Consider the following 18,766-nt stretch of genomic DNA (forward strand, 5'->3'; position numbering starts at 1 on the left):
ACCACATGCAGGGAGATTTCACCCGCTGGACCTTCGTGCCACGGCGCGCCTACCGCTCCGTGCTGTTGCAGCAGGGGCGCGTCCTGCTCGACGCCGACTGGAACGAGCAGGCCGAGATCACCGCCTACCACGACGAGATCCGCACCCGCGACGTCGTCGGTCCCAGCGCCGGCCCCCTCGACGGGGCCGGGTTCGCCGTGGTCGACCGGGCCGGCGCCGATCCCAAGGCGACCCCGTGGGCGGACCTGCGGATCACCCCCGGCCGGTACTACGTCGACGGCGTGCTGGCCGAGTCGCCGGTCCCGCCGTCGACGGCCCGTGCCGCCGCCGACGGCTGGCCGCTCGACGACCAGCCGTACGCCCGGGGTCCGGTCGGCGCCCAGCCGGAACCACTGCGCAACGGGCGGTACGCCGCCCTGCTCGACACGTGGACCCACCACGTCACCGCCGACGAGGAACCGTCGCTGCGCGAACCGGCGCTGGGCGGCCCGGACACCACCACCCGCGCCCAGACCGCCTGGCGGGTGCGGCTGACCGACATCGGGATCGGCGAGGGCTGCGACGACGTCCGCCGGCAGGGACGGTTCACCGAGGCGCGGGGCACGATGTCGGCGGCGCTGCGGAACAGCCAGTCCGACCAGGACCCGGATCCGCACGTTCCCGACGGCACGTACCGCCGGTTGGACAACCAGCTCTACCGGGTGCAGATCCACGACGGGTCGCCGGCCCGGCCGACGTTCCTGTGGTCCAGGGAGAACGGCAGCGTCGCCGCCGGACTCACCGCGCTCACCTGGCTCGGCGACGGCACGTCGGCCGAACTCGTCCTCGACCGGGAGGGCCGCGACGAGGAGCTGTCGATCCGCCGGGAGGACACCGTCGAGGTCACCAGCGCCGAGCGGGAACTCGCCGGCCACCCGGGATTCCTGGCCACCGTGACGACGTCGCAGGGGTTGCGCCTCCAGGTCCGGTTCACCGCCGCCGGACCCGAGTCGCTCGCCGCGCTCGGCCGGGCGCCCCTGGTCCGCCGATGGGAGGGGCCGGCGCGACCGGTCGACACCGGACCGCTGGACCTGGAGGGCGGCATCGTCGTGCGTTTCCCCGGCGGCGGCGTCTACCGTACGGGTGACCACTGGCTGATCCCCGCGCGGACCGCGCGCCACGTGTACGGGACGACCCCCCTCGCCGGCACCATCACCTGGCCGACCGGAGCCGACGGATCACCGCAGGCGTGCCCGCCGGCCGGCCCGACCCGCCACGTCGCGGCGCTGGCCATCCTCACCAGGGCCGCCGACGGGTGGACCCTCGACGCCGACTGCCGTCGGCTGTTCCCGCCCACCTCCAGCCTGGTCGCGCGGGACGTGGTCACCCTCGACCTGGCGGGTGGGGACGGCCAGGAGGCGCGACCGGGTGAGCGGCTTCCCGCACCGGTACGGGTGGTGGTGCGCAACAGCGGGCAGCCGGTGCAGGGCGCCCGGGTGCGCTTCGAGGCGGCCGGCGGGCTCCTCGCCACCCCCGACGGTACGGCGGTGTCGGGGCCGGTGCCCACCGACCAGGACGGGATCGCCGCGGTCACCTGGAAGCTCGACCGGCAGGGCGCGACAACGCAGACCCTCACGGCGACCCTCGACCCGGACATCGCCACCGCGGCCCCGCCCGCCGTCGTGGCGACGGGACGCCTCAGCGTGGCGTCCGAGGTCGGGTGGGCACCAGGTGGAAGCTGCGGCACGCTCGACGGTGTCGCCACCGTGAAGGACGCGCTGGACCGCCTGTCCCAGCGGAAGGAACTACGCCTGCTCGGCGGCGACGGCCAACACCTCCGCCCCGACGACAAGGTCCTCCCCCAACCCGTCCGCGTCATCGTCGACAGCCCCTGCGGACCCGTCGCCAACCAGGACGTCACCGCCACCGCCACCGGCGGCGCCCGCGTCGCCCGCAAAACCGGCGACACCCCACCCGGCACCCTCCCCGCCACCACCGACACCGCCACCACCACCGACAAGGGCGCAGCCGAATTCTGGTGGCAACCCGACCCCGCCAAGGCCACCGACACCCTGAGCCTGGCCATGCCCGGCGACACCCGCGCCCCGGTCACCGTCACCGCGCAACGCCTGCCCGCCCCGCCGCCCGCTGCGACCGACGCGGGATCGATCACTTGGACGCCGCCGGCGCAGTGCCCGCCCCTCGACGGCGTCACCACCGTCAAGGAGGCACTGAACCGCCTGTCCCAGCGGAAGGAACTACGCCTGCTCGGCGGCGACGGCCAACACCTCCGCCCCGACGACAAGGTCCTCCCCCAACCCGTCCGCGTCATCGTCGACAGCCCCTGCGGACCCGTCGCCAACCAGGACGTCACCGCCACCGCCACCGGCGGCGCCCGCGTCGCCCGCAAAACCGGCGACACCCCACCCGGCACCCTCCCCGCCACCACCGACACCGCCACCACCACCGACAAGGGCGCAGCCGAATTCTGGTGGCAACCCGACCCCGCCAAGGCCACCGACACCCTGAGCCTGGCCATGCCCGGCGACACCCGCGCCCCGGTCACCGTCACCGCGCAGAAGACCCTGCCCGGTATCGCCATCACCAGCGTGTCGTTCATCGGGACATCCGAGAAACTTCAGAACGGGCAGGACGTACCGGCCGCCAAGTTCGCCAAAGGCATCCACATCGCACTCGACGCCGACATCGACACCGCCACCGTCACTGGGAACCCCGTCGTCCACATCTACTTCGACCTGCCGTTCCCCCTCCCGGGCGAGCAGCATCCGTGGATCACCGTAGCCAATCTGCGCTTCTGGCGGCCCCTCGAAATCACCACGGCGGCGACCATCACCACCGCCACCGCCAGGGTGATCCAGTGGTCCCCCGACACCCAGCTGCGCACATGGCTGACAAATGAGCTGCCCAGCAAGCTGAGCTCGGCCTCCGGTCCCCCCAAGCTCCCCGGAAGGCTGGTCGTCGAGGGCTGGGCGATCACCAGCGGGGGCAGCCCGGTTCGACACGTCAACAACGGCCAGCAGTACTCCCAGTGGTTCATGGTCACGAAGTGACCCGTCGAGTCGTGTCCGCAGTGGCCTGGCGAGACGTGTGAGCAGACGACGACTGCCCGGCAGCAGAGATCAGGAGTTTCTTCGATGAGATGGTTTGCCAAGACGGTGGCGGTACACGAAACGGGGTTCCCGGTGAGTGCCGTGGCGTGCAGCCCGGACGGGCGTTGGTTCGTCGCGGCGCACGAGGGTGGGTTCACGGACGTCGTCGACGCCGGGACGGGACGGACAATCACGCGTCTCGACCGCGCGGGAACGGCGATCGCCGCGGTGAACGACGTGGCGGTGAGCGGTGACGGCAGATTCGTCGCCGTGGCCGGCCGCGGTGCGGCCGAGGTGTTCGATGCGGCGTCGGGTGACCGGCGCGGCCAGGTCAGGCACGACAAGGCGGTGAATGCCGTCGTCGTCAGCCGCGACGGCCGGTGGATGGCCACCGCCAGTGAAGACGAGACCGCCCGGGTCTTCGAGGTGGCGACAGGCGCCGAGCGCTTCCGGGTCACGCACAACGGCCCGGTCGCCGACGTCGCCCTCAGTCTCGACGATCGGTGGATCGCCACCGCGGGCGACGACGGCACGGTGCGGGTGCACGACGCGTCGACCGGAGCCGAGCGGCACCGCCTGACGCTCGACGACGCGGTCAACGTGGTCGTCTGGAGCGAGGACGGCAGGTGGCTGGCGACCGGCAGTGACGACGCGACAGCCAGGGTCTTCGACATGGCGGACGGCCGCGAGGTCAGCCGCGCCACCCACGCGGGCCCCGTCAACGCCGTCGCCTTCAGCCCCGACGGACAGTGGGTGGCCACCGCCGGCCAGGACGGCACCACCCAGGTGTTCCAGACGGCCACCGGCGCCGGGCTGTTCGGATACACCCACGGCGGACCCGCCTTCGCCGTGGCCTGGAGCAGAGACGGCAAGTGGGTGGCCACGGGCGCCGACCGGGCGGTGATGTTCGACCCCGCGACCGGCACCGAACGCTGCGAACTCGAGCAGCACAAGCCGGTACGGGAGGTGGTGTTCAGCCGGGTCGGATCACGGGTCGTCGCCGCCGGTGACGGTGGACAGGTGTGCGTCTACGGCATGGAAACCGTGCGGGAGGTCTGCCACATCGGCCTGCATCATGTCGGCACCGAAACGGAACTGCTCAACCTCAGCCCCGACGGGCAGTGGGTGGCGACCGGTTCGTGGAGCGACGCGGCGGTCTACGAGACGTTCACCGGCAACCGGTGCCGGTTGCCCCGCGGGACGTTCTCCCCCAACGGGCGGTGGCTCACCGACGGCACGGTTGTCGTCAAGGTCGATGACGGGTCCGGACGCTGCCAATTCACCGATCTCGGCGACGGCGTCGTGACCTACGCCTGGAGTCCGAGCAGCCAGTGGGTCGCGTTGATGACGTACATACGGACGCCGGGCGGCTACGAATACGCGTCCATCAGCGTCCGCAGCGCCAAGGACGGGCAGGTCCGCTGGGGCAGCCGCGCCCCCTGGTACCGCCGTCTCGACTGGAGTGCCGATGACCGGTGGCTGGCGCACGGCCTGTCGATCCACGACGGCCGCACAGGTGACATCCGGTCCACCGCCGAGGTGTTCAGCATCCGGGCGTCCGCGCTGAGCCCGGACGGCGAGCGGATGCTGGTGGGCACCGACAACGGCGCGTACCTGTTCGACGCCGCCACCGGGGACCGGGTCACCACGCTGATCGAGGGCAACCCCGTCTCCCACGCCGCGTGGAGCCACGACTCGCGGTTGATCGCCATCGGAGGATTGGTGTTCGACGCCGCCACCGGCAGCGAGCGGTACCGAGTGGAGTCGTCCGGCCCTGGGGTGTTCAGCCCCGACGGCAGATGGCTGGCAGTGGTCCACAGGGAGGTGCAGGTCGTCGATGCCGCGACGGGTGCCCCCCGTCTCCGGCTCGGCACGGCACCCGCGCTGTCGATGTCGTGGAGTGCGGACGGCCGTCATCTCGCGGCCCGGTACACCGCCAACAACCAGACGGGCCGCGGTGAGGCCACCCGGGTCTTCGATCTCGACGCCGTCCAGTTCGGCTGACCGGGGATCGCCCCCGGGCCCGACACCGACCCGTCGGGAGATCCGTCATCCGTCGACGGCGGACCGGCCCGACTTGGCCAGCTCCCATCTGGTGGCCAGGCGTACGTGCGCGGGCGTGATCGCGCTCTGCTCGCCCGCCGCGAGGTAGGCGGCGGAGAGGGCGACGGCCGCGATGCCGCCGCCGGTCAGGTCCGCGCGCGCCAGGTCCGCCGGATCGAGGTCGGCCACCGGGGTCGCCGTGGGAAACGCGGCACGCCACAACGCCTCCCGCATGCCGGCGTCGGGGTACGGGAAGGTCACCACGGTCCTGAGCCGCCGGACGAACGCGTGGTCGATCGCGGAACGGGCGTTGCTGGTCAGGACGGCCAGTCCCCGGAAGGACTCCAACCGGTGCAGCAGGTAGCCGACCTCCAGGTTGGCGTACCGATCGTGGCTGTCGCGTACCTCCGTGCGCTTGCCGAAGAGCGTGTCGGCCTCGTCGAAGAGCAGTACGGCCGCGCTGTCCTCCGCGGCGGCGAAGAGCCGCCGCAGGTTCTTCTCGGTCTCGCCGACGTACTTGCTGACCACCTGGCTGAGGTCCACGGTGACCAGGTCGAGCCCGAGGTCGCCCGCGACCACCTCGGCCGCCAGGCTCTTCCCCGTCCCGCTCGGGCCGACGAAGAGCGCGGTCGTGCCCAGATCCCGGGCCGTCCGCCGCGCGAAGCCCCAGTCGTCGAAGACCAGGGTGCGGAACCGGACCGACGCGGTCAGCGCCCGCAACTGCGCGAGTTGGGTCGGCGGTAGCACCAGGTCGTCCCAGGTGGCCCGCGGCTGGCGGAGCTGGGTCAGCACACCGAAGGACGGTCGTACCCGGGCCCGGCACGCCTGCCACAGCGGGGTGCCCCGGGCGGCGTCGGACGCCGCGGTGTCGACGTCGGCCAGGGAGAGATCGAAGACGCCGGCCGCCTCGTCCGCCGCCTCGGCGGGCGCGCCGACCCGACGCAGCGCGGCGGCGAACACGCGGCGGCGGTCGGCGACGTCCAGCCGGGCGAGGGTCAACCGGACGAGGTCGTGGTCGGGCAACATCGGCTCCTCACCGGCGAGCAGCACGACCGGCGCGCCCAGGCCCGGCAGCACGCGGGCGACGTCCTCCCCCGCCGGGAGGCCGGCGTCGGTGAGGTCGACGGCCCAGGCGCAGCCGGTCAGCACCGTCTCGCGCGCCATCAGCCGCAGGGTCCGCCACCGCTCGGTCGCCTCCACCGGCAGGTCTACGGCAGGCACCAGCAGCAGCCGCGACCCGGCACGCGCGGCCGCCGCCGCGGCCACCACCCGTAGGTTCGCCGGTTGCGGGCCGCACAACAGCACCGACCGGCGTCGGCCCCAGGCGTCCACGAGGCGCTCGACGACGGCATGCCACGGGCCCGGCAGCTCCGGACGGGCCTCGACGGTGCGGGCCACCCGGGCGAGGTCGGTGTCGAGGTCACCGGCGCCGGCCAGGTGGTGCAGGATCCGTTCGTCGACCACCAGCGGGCTACGGGTCGGCGACGAGGGGTCGGCGAGCCGCAGCAGCCCCCACGCCCGCAACGGCGCGGAGGGCACCAGGGCGCTCCAGTGCGGCTGGGGCAGCCGGGACAGCGCCGCGCCGAAGGTCAACGCCGGCCGGCCGCAGGCCGTGGTGAGTTCGTCGGCGACCGCCGAGACCAGCTCCGGGCCGGCGGCCAGCAGCAGGACCGCGCGCTCGAACGGCGTCAGGCCGAACCCGACCGCCACCTGGTCCAGCGTGCCGGGTCCGGCCAGCCGCCGGCCCGCCTCGGCCAGCCTCTCCTCGGCCTGCCGGTGGTCGGCCGGGGTGGCGTCGGGACGTACCGCCAGTCGCAGCACGTCGAGTTCGGCGAGCAGGTGGTCGCGGTCGGCGTCCGCCCACCCGCCGTCGGGCGCGCTCACGGGACCGGCAGGGTGATCGAGGGCGCGCGGTAGACGCCGTCGACGCGTTCCGGCAGGCTCTCCACGTCGTCCACCCGGACGCGCACCAGCCACTGTCCGTCCGGGACGTCCCGCCGGGGCACGTCCAGCCGGGCGACCGGTGCCGCGTCCGCGGCGACCGGCGGCAGCGCGACGCTCACCGCGTCCGGGGCGGGTGCGGGGGCGCCCGCCACGCGCGACAACGACACGGTCGCTCGCTGCCCGGCGACCAGCGGCGGATCGACCGTGAGGCTGATCCGCTCGGCGCCGACCGTGACGTTCCGTACGACCGGCACCACCGTGACCGGTCCGGCGTTGGAGGACGCGACGACCCGGGACGGCTCGCCCGACGCGTCGGGCCGGCTCAGGTGCAGCACCCGCACGGCGTGCCGTCCGGCGGGCACGGTCCGGTCCAGCACCACCCGCAGCGTCGAGGGCGTGGCGTCGTCCGCCGGGGCGAGCCGGGCCGGCCCGATCCGGACCTGGGTGATCGGGCCCAACAGGCGTACGCCGTGCAGGACGACGCCGCTGCCGGTGGTCACCGCGCTCCCCGGCACCTCGGGGGCGACGGTGACCAGACGCGGTGAGCCCCCGGCGGACAGGGACACGGTGCGCCGGTCCACCGGCAGCGCGGTGCGCGGCGTCGCCACCGCCTCCAGCAGGACGACGGTCGCCTGGTAGGCCACGGACAGCTGGTAGGGCGTCTGGGGGAAGACCGACCACAGCCGGGCCACCTCCTCCACGGAGAGCGGCGCGGGCGACACCTTCACCGGCTCGATCTGGTCAGCGAGGTCGGTGTCCACGAGGAAGGCGGTCTCGTCCGCGCCGTGGTAGGCGTCGACCGCCGCCCTGATGACCTCCCGGGTCAGGACCGGGGTCAGGGAGAGCGCCGTGACGGCCGTGCCGAGCAACCGCTGTCCGTCCAGGGACGGGTCCTCCCCGTGACAGGTGACGAGGTAGTGCAGGTTCACCGCGGACACCGGGCGGCGGTGCAGCGACCCGTCGGGACGCCGGGTGGGCAGGTTCGCGACGGCGCCGGCGGGGTTCGGCGTCACCTGGTACAGGAAGAGGTTGATGCCCTTGGGTTGGACGAGCGCCGAGCTGCCGAGGCGGTCCGGACGCAGGGTGGTGACCCTGGCCCCGCCGACCGGCCCGGGATGCGGGCGTTGCAGCGCGCGATCGAGGACGTACCGCAGGGTCGAGGTGACGGCGGCGATCGCCAGGCCGTTGCTCATCAGGACGGGTCCTCCCGTCGGCGGGCGAGATACCGGTCGAGGTCGGCTCGGGGGGTGGCGGGCGGCGTGGGCGGGACGGCCGGCGCGGACCGGATCACCTCCACCCGGTCGATGTGCACGTGGACGTCGCGGCGGGCCGCCCGACCGTCGCCGTACGCCTGGCGGTGGCTCTCCGCGCCGTCCGGGGCGCCCCCGGCCGCGGTGGCACCGGCCCCCGCGTCGGGGGGCGGCGCGGGGGCGGCGGGAGTGACCCGGCGGTGGTCCGTTACGACCTGCACCCGGCCCGGCGGGGGCGGCGACGTCCCGGGCTGGTGGGCGGCCCGGACGTCGACGCGTTCGCCGGCGGCGACGACGCCCCGCTCGCGCAGTGCCGGCACGACGTGGTCGCGGACGAGGTCGAGCAGGTCCGGGACGGTGTCGTCCCGCACCGCGCCCGCGGCCGGGGCGCCGTTGGCCGCCGGTGGGTCGCGGCGCGCCGGCGGCCCACCCGGACCGGCCGGCGCGGCGCCAGCCCCACCGCCGAGGTCGGCCGGTCCATGCCAGGCGCGCCGGGCCGGCCGGGCGGCGGCACCGGCCGCCGGTGTGTCACCGGGCACCGGGGCGAGACCGGCCGGTGCGGCCGGCGCGGCGGGGACGGCCCGACCGGTGCCGGCGGGCGGCGTGACCGCCGGGCGCGCGACCACCGGGGCCGCCGCGTCCCCCGGCTCCCGCCAGGGCGGACCGCCGGGGGAGCCGACGGCGGAGAGCGGCGGCTCGGGCTCCGGGGCGGGCGGGGTGCCGACCGCGCGGGCGGGGCCGGCCTGCGGCCGGTGGTCGTCGCCCTCGTCGGAGAGGCCGGCGGCGGCACCGGTCGTGTTCTCGGCAGGGGTCGGGTTTCCCGGGGAGCCGTTCGGCCCGTCCGCCGCGACCCGCGGTGCCGGCGACCGGGGTACCGGGCGTCGGAGGCCGGGCCGGGCGGGTGGCAGCGCCACTGCCGCCGCCTCGCCCACCACCGCCGGGGCCGGCGCGGCGGGCGGCGGCGACCCGGCCCGGTCGGCGGCCTGCCCCGCCGCCGGGCCGGCCGGAGCCGGCACCTCGTCGGCCGTTCTGCGCGGGTCGACCGCCGCCGGGTCCGGGGGCACGGGGCCCGGCCGGTCGACCGGGGGTGGCGGTGGCTCCACCCGCGGAACGCGCTCCCCGGCCGGCGCGGGCCGGGCGGGGCCGCCCGGTCCGGGGCCGGCCGTCGAGGTCTCCGCCATGGCCAGCGACAGCCAGTCGATCCCCGTGTCGGTGCCGGGGCCTTCGAACCAGGACCGGCGGCGCAGCGTCACCCGTGGTTCGTGGCCCCGGGCCCGGGCGGCCATCCGGTCGAAGAACCCGCTCATCGCGCCGCGCGCTCCAGGTAGGCGCCGCGCCGGGCCGGGGAGAGGGCCAGCACGGTGGCCTCGTCCCAGCCGAAGGCGCGGGCGAGGGTGGCCACCTCGTCCAGGAGCGCGGGCGCGGCGGCGTCGACCTGGTCCCACAGCAGCGCGTCCGGGTCGAGGGCGACCCGGACGTCGTCCCCGCACGACGGGCACGTCATGCGCAGCGCGAGCGCCGCGAAGCCGGCCAGCCGGTCGGCGGCGGCGTCGACGGCCTCCCGCTGTGCGGGCGACAGGTCGGTCGGCACGGCGGAGGTGCCGTCGGCGCGACGGACGCACCGGGAGAACAGCAGGGCGCGACCGTCGACGCCGGTGGCGGCGGCGAGCAGGTCGCGGATGGTCAGCGGGTGCACGGTGAGGTCGTCCACCCGGTCGGGGTGGACGGCGCCGACGAGTGCCCCGGGATCCGTCTCGGCCGGATCCGGGAGGTGGAGCTCGGCCTCCAGCCGCGCCCCACAGGACGTGCAGGGGAACACGACGTCCACGTCCCGGCCGAACGCCGCCGCGTGGGCGGCCAGCGCGAGGGCGGCGCACTGCCCGATGCTGAGATCCAGCGCGGCGTCCAGGTCCGGGGCGAGCCCGGCCCGGTGGACGAGTACGGCGGCACGCGCGGCGGCCGGGACGGCGGCGGCCTCCTCCCACGCGGTCAGCAGGACCGTGGGCTCGGCGAGGACCCGCACCACACCTCCCTCGTCCGACCGGGTCGGCAGCCCGCGGGGCCCGTCACGACACGGCGAGGGTCGGTTCGACGGGCTCGGTGACGGCCTGGTCACGTTCCCAGCCCTCGTTCTCCAGCCGGATCGTCTGGATGGCCACCGCGTTGGCGTTGGCGTCCAGGTCGGGCAGGGCCTGGAACTCCGAGACCCAGCAGCGGTACACCTTGTAGGCGATCGCCAACTGTCCGGCCTCGTTGTAGACCTCGATGATCATGTCGCGTCGGAAGTCCTTGAGAGACGTCTCGGAGCCCGGCCCGGAGCCCCAGTTCCAGACCTTGTTCGCCCACTGCTCGAAGTCGGTGTCGTGCGTGACGCCCCGCTCGAGCACGATCGCCTCGTACTCGGTGCGGCCGGGCGACTTACGGCTGCTGCTGGGGTCGCCCCCGTGGCGGTGGCGCACGACCTCCGTCGTGCGTTTGAGGGCGCCCACCTTGCTCACCCCGGCCACATACCGCCCCTCCCAGCGCACCCGGAACTTGAAGTTCTTATACGGGTCGAAGCGGGTGGGGTTGACCGTGAACTCGGCCATCCTTCTCCTCCTAGGCCGCCGCGTCCGACGTCTTCTGCTGAAGACCGATGATCACGAACTCCGCCGGCTTCACCGGCGCGAACCCGACCAGGATGTTGACCATCCCGCGGTCGATGTCGTACTGCGTGGTGGTTTCCGCGTCGCACTTGACGAAGTACGCGTCCCGCGGGCTGCCGCCCTGGAACGCGCCCTGCCGGAACAGGTCCTGCATGAAGGCGCCGACCGACATCCGGATCTGTCCCCACAGCGGCGCGTCGTTCGGCTCGAACACGACCCACTGCGTGCCCCGGTACAGGCTGGCTTTCAGGAACAGCGCCAGCCGTCGCACCGGCAGGTAGCGGTACTCGTCGGCCAGGGCGTCCGCGCCGCGCATCGTCCGCGCCCCCCACACCACGGTGCCGACGTCCCGGAAGGTCCGCAGGCAATTGATTCCGAGCGGGTTGAGCCGGCCGTTCTCCCCGTCGGTCAGCGGCACGGCCAGCCCGCTCGCCGCCAGGCCGGCGTCGATGCCCGCCGGCGCCTTCCACACACCCCGGGTGGCGTCGGTGCGGGCCATCACCCCGGCGACCGCACCGCACGCGGCGAACTCCGCGACCGTGCCACCCCTGGCCGGGTCGGGCTGCCGCAGCCGCGGGAAGTACAGCGCGGCGTTGCGGTTCTGCACGCCCTGCGGGAGCGCGGCGGACGCCCAGTCGGCCACCGTGTCGACGGTCCTGTCGGCGGGCGGGTCCACCAGCAGCACCGCGTCCCGTTCGACGCAGAACGCGAGCGCGTCGGCCCAGACCCGGACGGGCAGCGACCCGGCCGGCGTCGGAGGTGGCAGACACATCAGGTTGAACAGGTCCGCCGCCCGCAACGCGTAGATGCCCGACCCGGCGTCGTCCGGGCCGGGGAGATAGTCGTCCGCCGTCAGGGTCCCGCTGTCCGTTCCCTGGTCGGCCGCCTCCACCTCGTAGGTGCCGGGCGCCGGTCGGTCCGCCGGCAGCGGCGTGCCCGCCCGCATCAACCGGGACCCCTCCAGGACCAGGCCGACCTGACGCGGGCCGTCGGTCGTCGTCACGTTGAGAAAGCGCTCCACGGCCCGTTCGGTGCCCGCCCGCACCTCCCGGATCGTCAGGTGGAACAGGTCGCCGGGCTCGACCCCCTGGCCGGCGGCCACGTCCTGGGCGTCGGCCGGGTCCGGATGCGTGATCTCGACCGTCAGGTCGTTGCCCCACGCGCCGGGCCCGTACGCCGCCAGCACCAGGGTGTCGGCCCGGACGATCGCCGGTCGGGCGCCGCCGGCGAGACGCACCACCAGGGCGTTGCCGCCGCCGTTGCGGAAGAAGTCGCGAACCGCGTACCCCAGGCCGCGGTGGCGCCGGATGCCACCGAACGTCCGCTCGAACTCGGACCAGCTCTGCACCAGCACCGGCTCGTCGACCGGCCCACGGTCGGCGCTGCCGACGAAAGCGGTGATCGCCGTCGCGACCCCGGTGATGGTACGGCTGCCGCCGGGCAGCTCGACCAGGTGCACCCCGGGGTACGGCATGGCCGGCAACAGCATGGCCCGCTCCTTCGTCTCGACGAACTCCGTCGCCCGACACGCTGCCCGAACACCGTCACCACGTCGTCAACGGCTCGTCAGGAACCGGGCCGGGGCCGGCGCCCGCCACGGTGACCACGCGGTGACGCCCGGGTGATGGGGACACGCCACGGTGGTCGTACGAGGTCGGATCGAGTCGAGGGGTTCCCGGATGGTCAAGGTGGCGGTGTCGACATCGGTGCAGGTCCGTGGCGGGCCCGCGGTGTCCGTCGCGACGACGGTGGACCCGGCGTCGTACGCCTTCGCCACGGTGGACCTGGAGCCCGGCGACAGCCAGGAGGTCGCACTGCTGCCGGCGGGCGGGACACCCCTGCTGCTGGCCGTCCGGGCCGTCGACGGAGCCGGCAAGAGCGCCGTCGTCGAGGTCACGCCCAAGAGCGGCGAAGCCACCGGGGACAAGCTCTCCGTCTCCGGTCACCTGCTGGTCGCCAACGCCACCGCCCTCGACGCCCTGGTCGACGGGGGGCCCCGCACGCTCGCGCTGGCCAACCGGGGAGAGCGGAGCGTGCTGGTCGAGATGCTGGCCTGCCTCGACCAGCCGTCGACCTGAGCCTCGGGCACCCCCGACACCGTCCACCGATGGCATCCGGCGCCCGCTCCGCGTACGACGAGGCGGTCCTCGCCGACGCCCCCGTCGTCTACGTCGGCGTCGACGGCGTTTCCGGCACCGACCTCGCCGGCCGGGGCCATGCGCTCCGCTACGCCAGCGGCGCCCCGCCCAACGGCACCGTGGCCGCGTGCGAGTACGCCACCGTGCCGGCCCGGACCGAGGCGGCCGACCGCACCGGGGATGCCTGACGGATGCGCACGCACGACGGCCCCGACCGCACCGAGGCACCGACGGTGCGGCGCCGTCCCGTCCCGCCGGCCGTGACACCCGACCCGTGCCTGGAGTCGGAGGCCGACCGGTTCGCCGACCGGCGCTCCACCGGCGCCGCCGGCCCGGTCCGCCCGATGCGGCACCTCGACGGGCCGGCGGTCCCGCTCGGTTCCACCGGCGCCGCGCTGGACGCCGCGACACGGGCGACGATGGAACCCCGGCTGGGCTGGGACCTGGGCCAGGTCCGGGTGCACGCCGGGCGGGAGGGCGCCGCGGCGTACACCACCGGCCGGCACGTCGTCCTCGGCGACGGGGCGCCGCCCGGGTCGGACGCCGGGCGGCGCCTGCTCGCGCACGAGTTGGCGCACGTGGCGCAGCAGGCCCGGGGCGACGGCCGGGGCCGGCTCCAGCTCAAGCCCGAGACGCCGCAACCGGCCGGCCGGCACACCGCGCGCCCGTTCCGGCTCCGGGTGACCCGGGTCATGTCGCCGCCGGAACTGCTCCGCGAGTTCGTCCGGCAGTACTACGGCACCAGCAACGAACAGGAGGTTGACCGACGCCTTCCGCTGTGGCACTTCGACACCGCGGGCGGGCGGGCGGCGACCGCCGAGGACGTCCGCCGTGGCTTCATCGTGCTGTCCGTGGTCGACGTGACGCAGGCGGCGATGGAACAACTCTCCGAGGCCGAACGGGCCGAGGTCGACACGGAGACGGACGTGCGGTTCTGGCGGGAGAACGAGATCGCGCCCGGCACGAAGCTCGGCACCGGCCCGGGCGACGCCGTCCTGCGCCGGCGGTGGCTGGGGGTGCGGGCCGACGTCGTACGGGAGCGGGAGCAGCGCCGCCAGATCGCCGCGCTGCCCGAGGACGTCCGGCAGATCGTCCTCTCCGGCGACCGGCCGCTGGCCCCGGAGGACTACGCCACGGTCCTCGCGCTGGCGCACAAGCTGAGCGGCCTGACGAAGGCGCAACGGGCGGACTACCGGAGCACGGCCGCCGCGGCGACGACCTGGGCGGAACTCGACGCCTCCATCGAGCGGTACCTGCTCGACCAGCAGGGCCGCGAGACCGAGACGGCGCGGACCGAGGCCGCCGAGGCGACCCTCTTCGGGTGCGAGGACCTGTACCGGCTCCGGGAACGCCGCAACGACCAGCGCAAGAGGGTCATCCAGGCGTCGGCCGGCGCCGCGCACCAGAGCGGGCCGATCGCCGAACTGGACAGGCTCAACGCGGAGTTCGACGCCGCCCTGTCCCGGCACGGCTTCGCCGACGAGGCGGATTTCGCCGCCGCCGTGGAGACCTACCGGGTGCGGTTCCGGGCGGAGGCGGTCACCATCGCGCTGGACGTGCTGGCCCGGTACGACCACCAGCTCCGCGAGGAACGCCGGAAGCTGCGGACGCCCGGCTACGTCCGGACGATGGTCGCCGGCATCGCCAGGACGACGGCCCGCACCGACTACCGGGCCGCGGCCGGCAAGGAGTCGCTGGCCCGGACGATCCGGGCCGGTGCGGAGTCCGCCGCCGAACGGAACCGGGCCCGGACGGAGGCGCAGCGGTACGAGGCCGAAGCCCGGACGCTGCGGGCGTCGGCCGGCACCGCGGTGGTCACCGGCTCCGGCGGGGACCCGCTCGTCGACCCCGAGAAGCTGGGCCGTGGCACCGACCGGGAGAAGCTCGCGGGACTCGACGCCCCCGCCGCGCAGCAGTACCTGCTCGATGTCGTCGAGGGACGGCTGGCGGACACGGCGAGGGCCCGCGGAGAGTTCACCGCCGACCCCGAGCGGATCTTCAGCCTGCCCGATCTCGTGGAGGCCACGAAGAAGAGCCAGGGGGTCGGCGACGGCACGATCTACGCCTGGATCGTCCGGGACACCGTCGCGGCGGCGCAGTCGGCGCACCTGTTCTCCACGGTCGTCCTCGGCATCGTCGCCCTCGTGCTCGCCGCCCTCGTGCCCGGCGGCGGGTGGGTCGCCGCGGCGGCCCTGATCGGGGGCACCACGCTCAGCGCCTACCAGGCCCTGGAGGCGGTCCGGGAGTACCAGCGGCAGGCCGTCGAGTACCGATTGTCGTTCATCCAGGAGGAACCGTCGCTGGTGTGGGTCGGCATCGCGGTCGCCTCCGCGGCCTTCGAGCTGGGCCTGACGACGGCCACGCTGCTCAGGATGTCGGCGAAGGGCCTCTCATCGCTCGAAGGGCCGCTGCGCGAGTTCGCCGCCGCGTCCGACACGGAGTCGGCCGCCGCCCGGCTCAGGACGCTCACCGCGAAGATCGAGGCGGCCGAGGGGATGAACCGGGAACTGAAGGACGCGCTCAAGGCGCGCTCGGCGGCGGAACTCGGCTTCCGGAAGGCGCTCGGCGAGGCCGCCGGTCGGCTGATGGGCTCCGGCGGCGCCGTCGACCCGTGGCCCCTGGTCAAGGTCATGTACTACGCCGCCCGCAGAGGCGTACAGACGGTCGCCGAGCTGCGCAGGGACGCCCGGCTGATCGAACTCATGGGCGACGTGACGACGATGACCCGCGCCAGCCGCGCCGAGATCACCACGGCGTTCCGCCGGGTGCGGCGGATCATCAGCACAGGTGAGCGGCGCCGGATGGACGAGGCGACGATCATGCGGTACGTCGACCAGTTCGCCGCCGAGCGGCCCGACGAGGAGGCGTTCGCGGCGCTGCTGAAGGACATGAGGGCGTGGCGACCACCCACCCAGGAGCAGGTCCTGGCCGAGACCAGGCTCACGGCTGCCAGCGAGCAGCTCGCCTCGCTGCGGCGGACGAGAGCAGAGCTGGAGGCCGAACGGACCGCCCTGCGCCAGGAGACGGCGGGCCGCCGGGACACGGCGCGGATCCGGGAGATCGACCAGGAACTCGCGGAGTACGACGGCCTCGACCTGCGTACTGGCCGACCGACCGGCGAGGGCCTGATCCGGCGGGCCGAGGAGGCGCTCGGCAAGGCCGAGCGACTGGCCGAACAGGCGCGGCTGGACCCGACCACCCGCATGCGGCAGGTCTTCGGCGCGTCGAAGGAACGCGCCGACATGCTGGCGAAGGTGAAGACCGACCAGGTCGGCCCCCTGCGGACGCCGCCCCAGGGACTCGAGGTGGACCACGTCGTCTCGCTCAACCGGATGTCGCAGATGGCGGGCTTCGACAAGCTCAGGGCCACCGAACGCGCCGCCCTGGCCGTACGCAGGGACAATCTCGTCGTCATGGACGCGTCCGCGAACAGTTCCAAGGGTGAGCGCAGCTGGGCGGCGTGGCGGCAGTCGTCGACCTTCTACGGCCCCTACGTCGTCACCACCTGGACGGCCCGGGACGCGACGTTGACCAGGACCATCCAGGACTGGATCCAGGCGACTGTCCGCGGTCGCTGACTGGGAGCCCCCGCACCGGCTGGTCCTGACCTGGCAGGTCAACGGCGAGTGACAATACGACCGGGCCCCCGGACGCGCCAGCGAGATCGGGGTGCGGTTCACCGCCGCCCGGCCCGGCCAGACCGTCGTCGAGCTCGCACACCGCCACCTCGACCGGCTGCCGGCGGCCGGGCGATGCACGACGCGGTCGGTGGTGACGGCGGCTGGACCGGCGTCCTGGGGCGGGTCGCCAAGGTGGCGCAGAGCGGAGCCTCACAGCCCGTCGCCACCGCCCACCTCCTGACCGGCGCGGCCCGGACGACGTCGTCCGCCGCCTCCTGACAGGCACGGACCGGACCCGGATGCCGCGCCCGGCCGTTTGCCGCGCCGGCACCCGGGTAGACGGCGCTACCCGTCGGAGAGGGAGGCCGGAAGGTGGACAACAGCGAGTTCATCGACTCGGTGGCGAAACGCCTGCGCACGTCGCCCGAGCAGGCCACCGCCATCACGCGCGCCACGCTCACGACCCTGGCGGAGCGGATCGACGGGGGCGAAGCGCGCGACCTCGCCGCCCGGCTCCCCGACGAGTTGCGGGCCTACGCGTTCGCGCCCAGGGACAAGGCCCAGCGCTTCGGGGTCGACGCGTTCGTCCAGCAGGTCAGCGGACGGGCCGAGGTCGACGGGACGACCGCGAAGGCCGGCATGCGGGCGGTGTTCGACACCCTCCGCGAGGCCATCCCGCCCGGCGACTACGACGACGTCATCACCCATCTCCCCGCCGAGTTCTGGGAGCTCACCGATTCGGCGGGGCGATACGATGGCGGGCGCAGGGGTTGACGTTCTCCCCGCCCTAAAGGACGGGGATTCCCTCCGCGCTGCGCGCGGAACAGCGCGCAGCGCCTGGGTGGATTCCTGCTTCTCGGCGCGGTGCCGGCACGGGTGCCGGTCTTACCTGCGCTCCACAGGCGTTTGAGTTGTCCCAGCGTCCCTGGGCCAACACGTTCTTGGCCGCGTTGACGTCCCGGTCGTGGATCGTCCCGCACGGGCAGGTCCACGACCGGACGGACAGCGGCTTCGGTCCGTCGAGCCGGCCGCACTCCCAGCATGTCCGGCTGGTGGGCGCAAACCGGTTGATCTCGCCGAAGATGCGTCCGGCGCGGACGGCCTTGTACTCCAGCATCCCGACGAAGGACGCCCAGCCCGCATCGTGCACGGACTTCGCGAGCCGGGTCCGGCCGAGACCGACGACGCACAGGTCCTCGACGTACACCGCTTGGTTCTCGCGGACGATCCGAGTCGAGAGCTTGTGCTGCCAGTCCCGGCGCGTGTCGGCCACCCGGGCATGCGCGCGAGCGACCTTGACCACGGCCTTCCTACGGTTGGCCGAGCCCTTTGTCTTGCGGGAAAGGCCTTGCTGCAACCGACGCAGCTTACGGGCCGCGCGCCGCAGGAACCTCGGCGCGGCGACCTTCGTACCGTCCGACAGCACAGCGAAATGCGTCAGCCCAAGGTCGATACCCACCTCGGATGCCACCGGCGGCAACGGCGAGTCGTCCACCCGCACGACGAACGAGGCGAAATACCGGCCTGCCGCATCCCGGATCACCGTGACCGAGGACGGTTCGGCCGGAAGCGGACGCGACCAGCGCACCTGCAGGTCACCGATCTTCGGCAGCCGCAGCCGACCGTTGTCCAGCACCTGGAAGCGGGCGTTGCTGGTGAAGCGGATCGCCTGCCGGTTGTCCTTGCGGGACCGCAACCGCGGCGACGCAACCTTACGGCCCTTGCGCTTGCCCGTGATCGAGGCAAAGAAGTTGCGGTAGGCGGTGTTCAGGTCCGCGAGGGCCTGCTGCAACACCACCGCCGAAACCTCACCCAGCCACGCCCGCTGCGGAGTGCGCTTGGCCTCGGTGATGACCCGCTTGGACAACTCCCCGTCCGACAGGTACGGCAAACCCTGCTCACGGGCCTGCTGACGTGCGCGCAGCCCGTCATTGAACACCACCCGCGCACACCCGAACGCCCGCGCCAACGCTTCCTGCTGGCCGGGCGTCGGATAGACACGGTAGTTGTACCGCAGCTGCACACCGGACAGTCTCG

The 18,766-nt window shown here is 74.1% G+C and carries 14 protein-coding genes; 7 read left to right on the forward strand and 7 right to left on the reverse strand.

Annotation, left to right across the window (positions count from 1 at the left end; translation table 11 throughout):
- Nucleotides 1-5 precede the first annotated feature (5 nt).
- Together ABZ793_RS23000 and ABZ793_RS23005 are read left to right on the forward strand one after the other, a co-directional pair.
- Nucleotides 6-3,050, forward strand: a complete 3,045-nt coding sequence (locus tag ABZ793_RS23000) for a DUF6519 domain-containing protein (RefSeq protein WP_357460562.1) — start codon at nt 6-8, stop codon at nt 3,048-3,050.
- A gap of 84 nt (nt 3,051-3,134) precedes the next feature.
- The gene (locus ABZ793_RS23005; protein ID WP_357460565.1) at nt 3,135-5,093 is read left to right on the forward strand and encodes a PQQ-binding-like beta-propeller repeat protein; all 1,959 of its coding nucleotides are present in this window, start codon (nt 3,135-3,137) and stop codon (nt 5,091-5,093) included.
- Between the two features lie 45 nt (nt 5,094-5,138).
- Here the strand turns inward: ABZ793_RS23005 and ABZ793_RS23010 are convergent, their stop codons facing one another.
- From ABZ793_RS23010 to ABZ793_RS23035, 6 genes are read right to left on the reverse strand one after another with little or no spacing between them, the layout of a single operon-like run.
- On the reverse strand, nt 5,139-7,016 hold the full coding sequence (locus tag ABZ793_RS23010; protein ID WP_357460567.1) for an ATP-binding protein: 1,878 nt from the start codon (nt 7,014-7,016) through the stop codon (nt 5,139-5,141).
- Nucleotides 7,013-8,269 (reverse strand): DUF4255 domain-containing protein, encoded by a 1,257-nt coding sequence (locus ABZ793_RS23015; RefSeq protein WP_357460569.1) that lies wholly within the window; start codon nt 8,267-8,269, stop codon nt 7,013-7,015. Before ABZ793_RS23015 ends, ABZ793_RS23010 begins: the two co-directional genes overlap by 4 nt.
- The gene (locus tag ABZ793_RS23020; protein WP_357460571.1) at nt 8,269-9,633 is read right to left on the reverse strand and encodes a hypothetical protein; all 1,365 of its coding nucleotides are present in this window, start codon (nt 9,631-9,633) and stop codon (nt 8,269-8,271) included. The genes ABZ793_RS23015 and ABZ793_RS23020 overlap by 1 nt, the downstream gene beginning before the upstream one ends.
- The gene (locus tag ABZ793_RS23025) at nt 9,630-10,349 is read right to left on the reverse strand and encodes a hypothetical protein (protein WP_357460574.1); all 720 of its coding nucleotides are present in this window, start codon (nt 10,347-10,349) and stop codon (nt 9,630-9,632) included. Before ABZ793_RS23025 ends, ABZ793_RS23020 begins: the two co-directional genes overlap by 4 nt.
- Before the next feature lie 43 nt (nt 10,350-10,392).
- Nucleotides 10,393-10,914, reverse strand: coding sequence for a phage tail protein (locus ABZ793_RS23030; RefSeq protein WP_357460576.1), 522 nt, complete (start codon nt 10,912-10,914; stop codon nt 10,393-10,395).
- Nucleotides 10,915-10,924: 10 nt separating this feature from the next.
- The gene (locus ABZ793_RS23035; protein ID WP_357460579.1) at nt 10,925-12,460 is read right to left on the reverse strand and encodes a phage tail sheath C-terminal domain-containing protein; all 1,536 of its coding nucleotides are present in this window, start codon (nt 12,458-12,460) and stop codon (nt 10,925-10,927) included.
- Between the two features lie 190 nt (nt 12,461-12,650).
- On the opposite strand from ABZ793_RS23035, the gene ABZ793_RS23040 reads away from it, so the two are divergent.
- The 5 genes from ABZ793_RS23040 to ABZ793_RS23060 all read left to right on the forward strand — a co-directional run bounded on the left by ABZ793_RS23040 (nt 12,651) and on the right by ABZ793_RS23060 (nt 17,503).
- Nucleotides 12,651-13,049, forward strand: coding sequence for a hypothetical protein (locus ABZ793_RS23040; protein ID WP_357460581.1), 399 nt, complete (start codon nt 12,651-12,653; stop codon nt 13,047-13,049).
- 29 nt (nt 13,050-13,078) lie between these two features.
- Nucleotides 13,079-13,297, forward strand: a complete 219-nt coding sequence (locus ABZ793_RS23045; RefSeq protein ID WP_357460583.1) for a hypothetical protein — start codon at nt 13,079-13,081, stop codon at nt 13,295-13,297.
- A 3-nt stretch (nt 13,298-13,300) separates the two neighbouring features.
- The gene (locus ABZ793_RS23050) at nt 13,301-16,687 is read left to right on the forward strand and encodes a DUF4157 domain-containing protein (RefSeq protein ID WP_357460585.1); all 3,387 of its coding nucleotides are present in this window, start codon (nt 13,301-13,303) and stop codon (nt 16,685-16,687) included.
- A gap of 174 nt (nt 16,688-16,861) precedes the next feature.
- Entirely contained in the window at nt 16,862-17,008 is a 147-nt protein-coding gene (locus tag ABZ793_RS23055; protein ID WP_357460588.1) for a hypothetical protein, read from the forward strand.
- A 93-nt stretch (nt 17,009-17,101) separates the two neighbouring features.
- Nucleotides 17,102-17,503 carry a DUF2267 domain-containing protein gene (locus tag ABZ793_RS23060; protein WP_357460591.1) on the forward strand — a complete coding sequence of 134 codons (402 nt, stop codon included), beginning with the start codon at nt 17,102-17,104 and terminating at the stop codon, nt 17,501-17,503.
- A 13-nt stretch (nt 17,504-17,516) separates the two neighbouring features.
- Here the strand turns inward: ABZ793_RS23060 and ABZ793_RS23065 are convergent, their stop codons facing one another.
- On the reverse strand, nt 17,517-18,752 hold the full coding sequence (locus ABZ793_RS23065) for a transposase (RefSeq protein WP_357460593.1): 1,236 nt from the start codon (nt 18,750-18,752) through the stop codon (nt 17,517-17,519).
- Nucleotides 18,753-18,766: the final 14 nt, after the last annotated feature.

The organism is Micromonospora sp. NPDC047465 (genome assembly GCF_040643125.1).
Taxonomy (GTDB): domain Bacteria; phylum Actinomycetota; class Actinomycetes; order Mycobacteriales; family Micromonosporaceae; genus Micromonospora.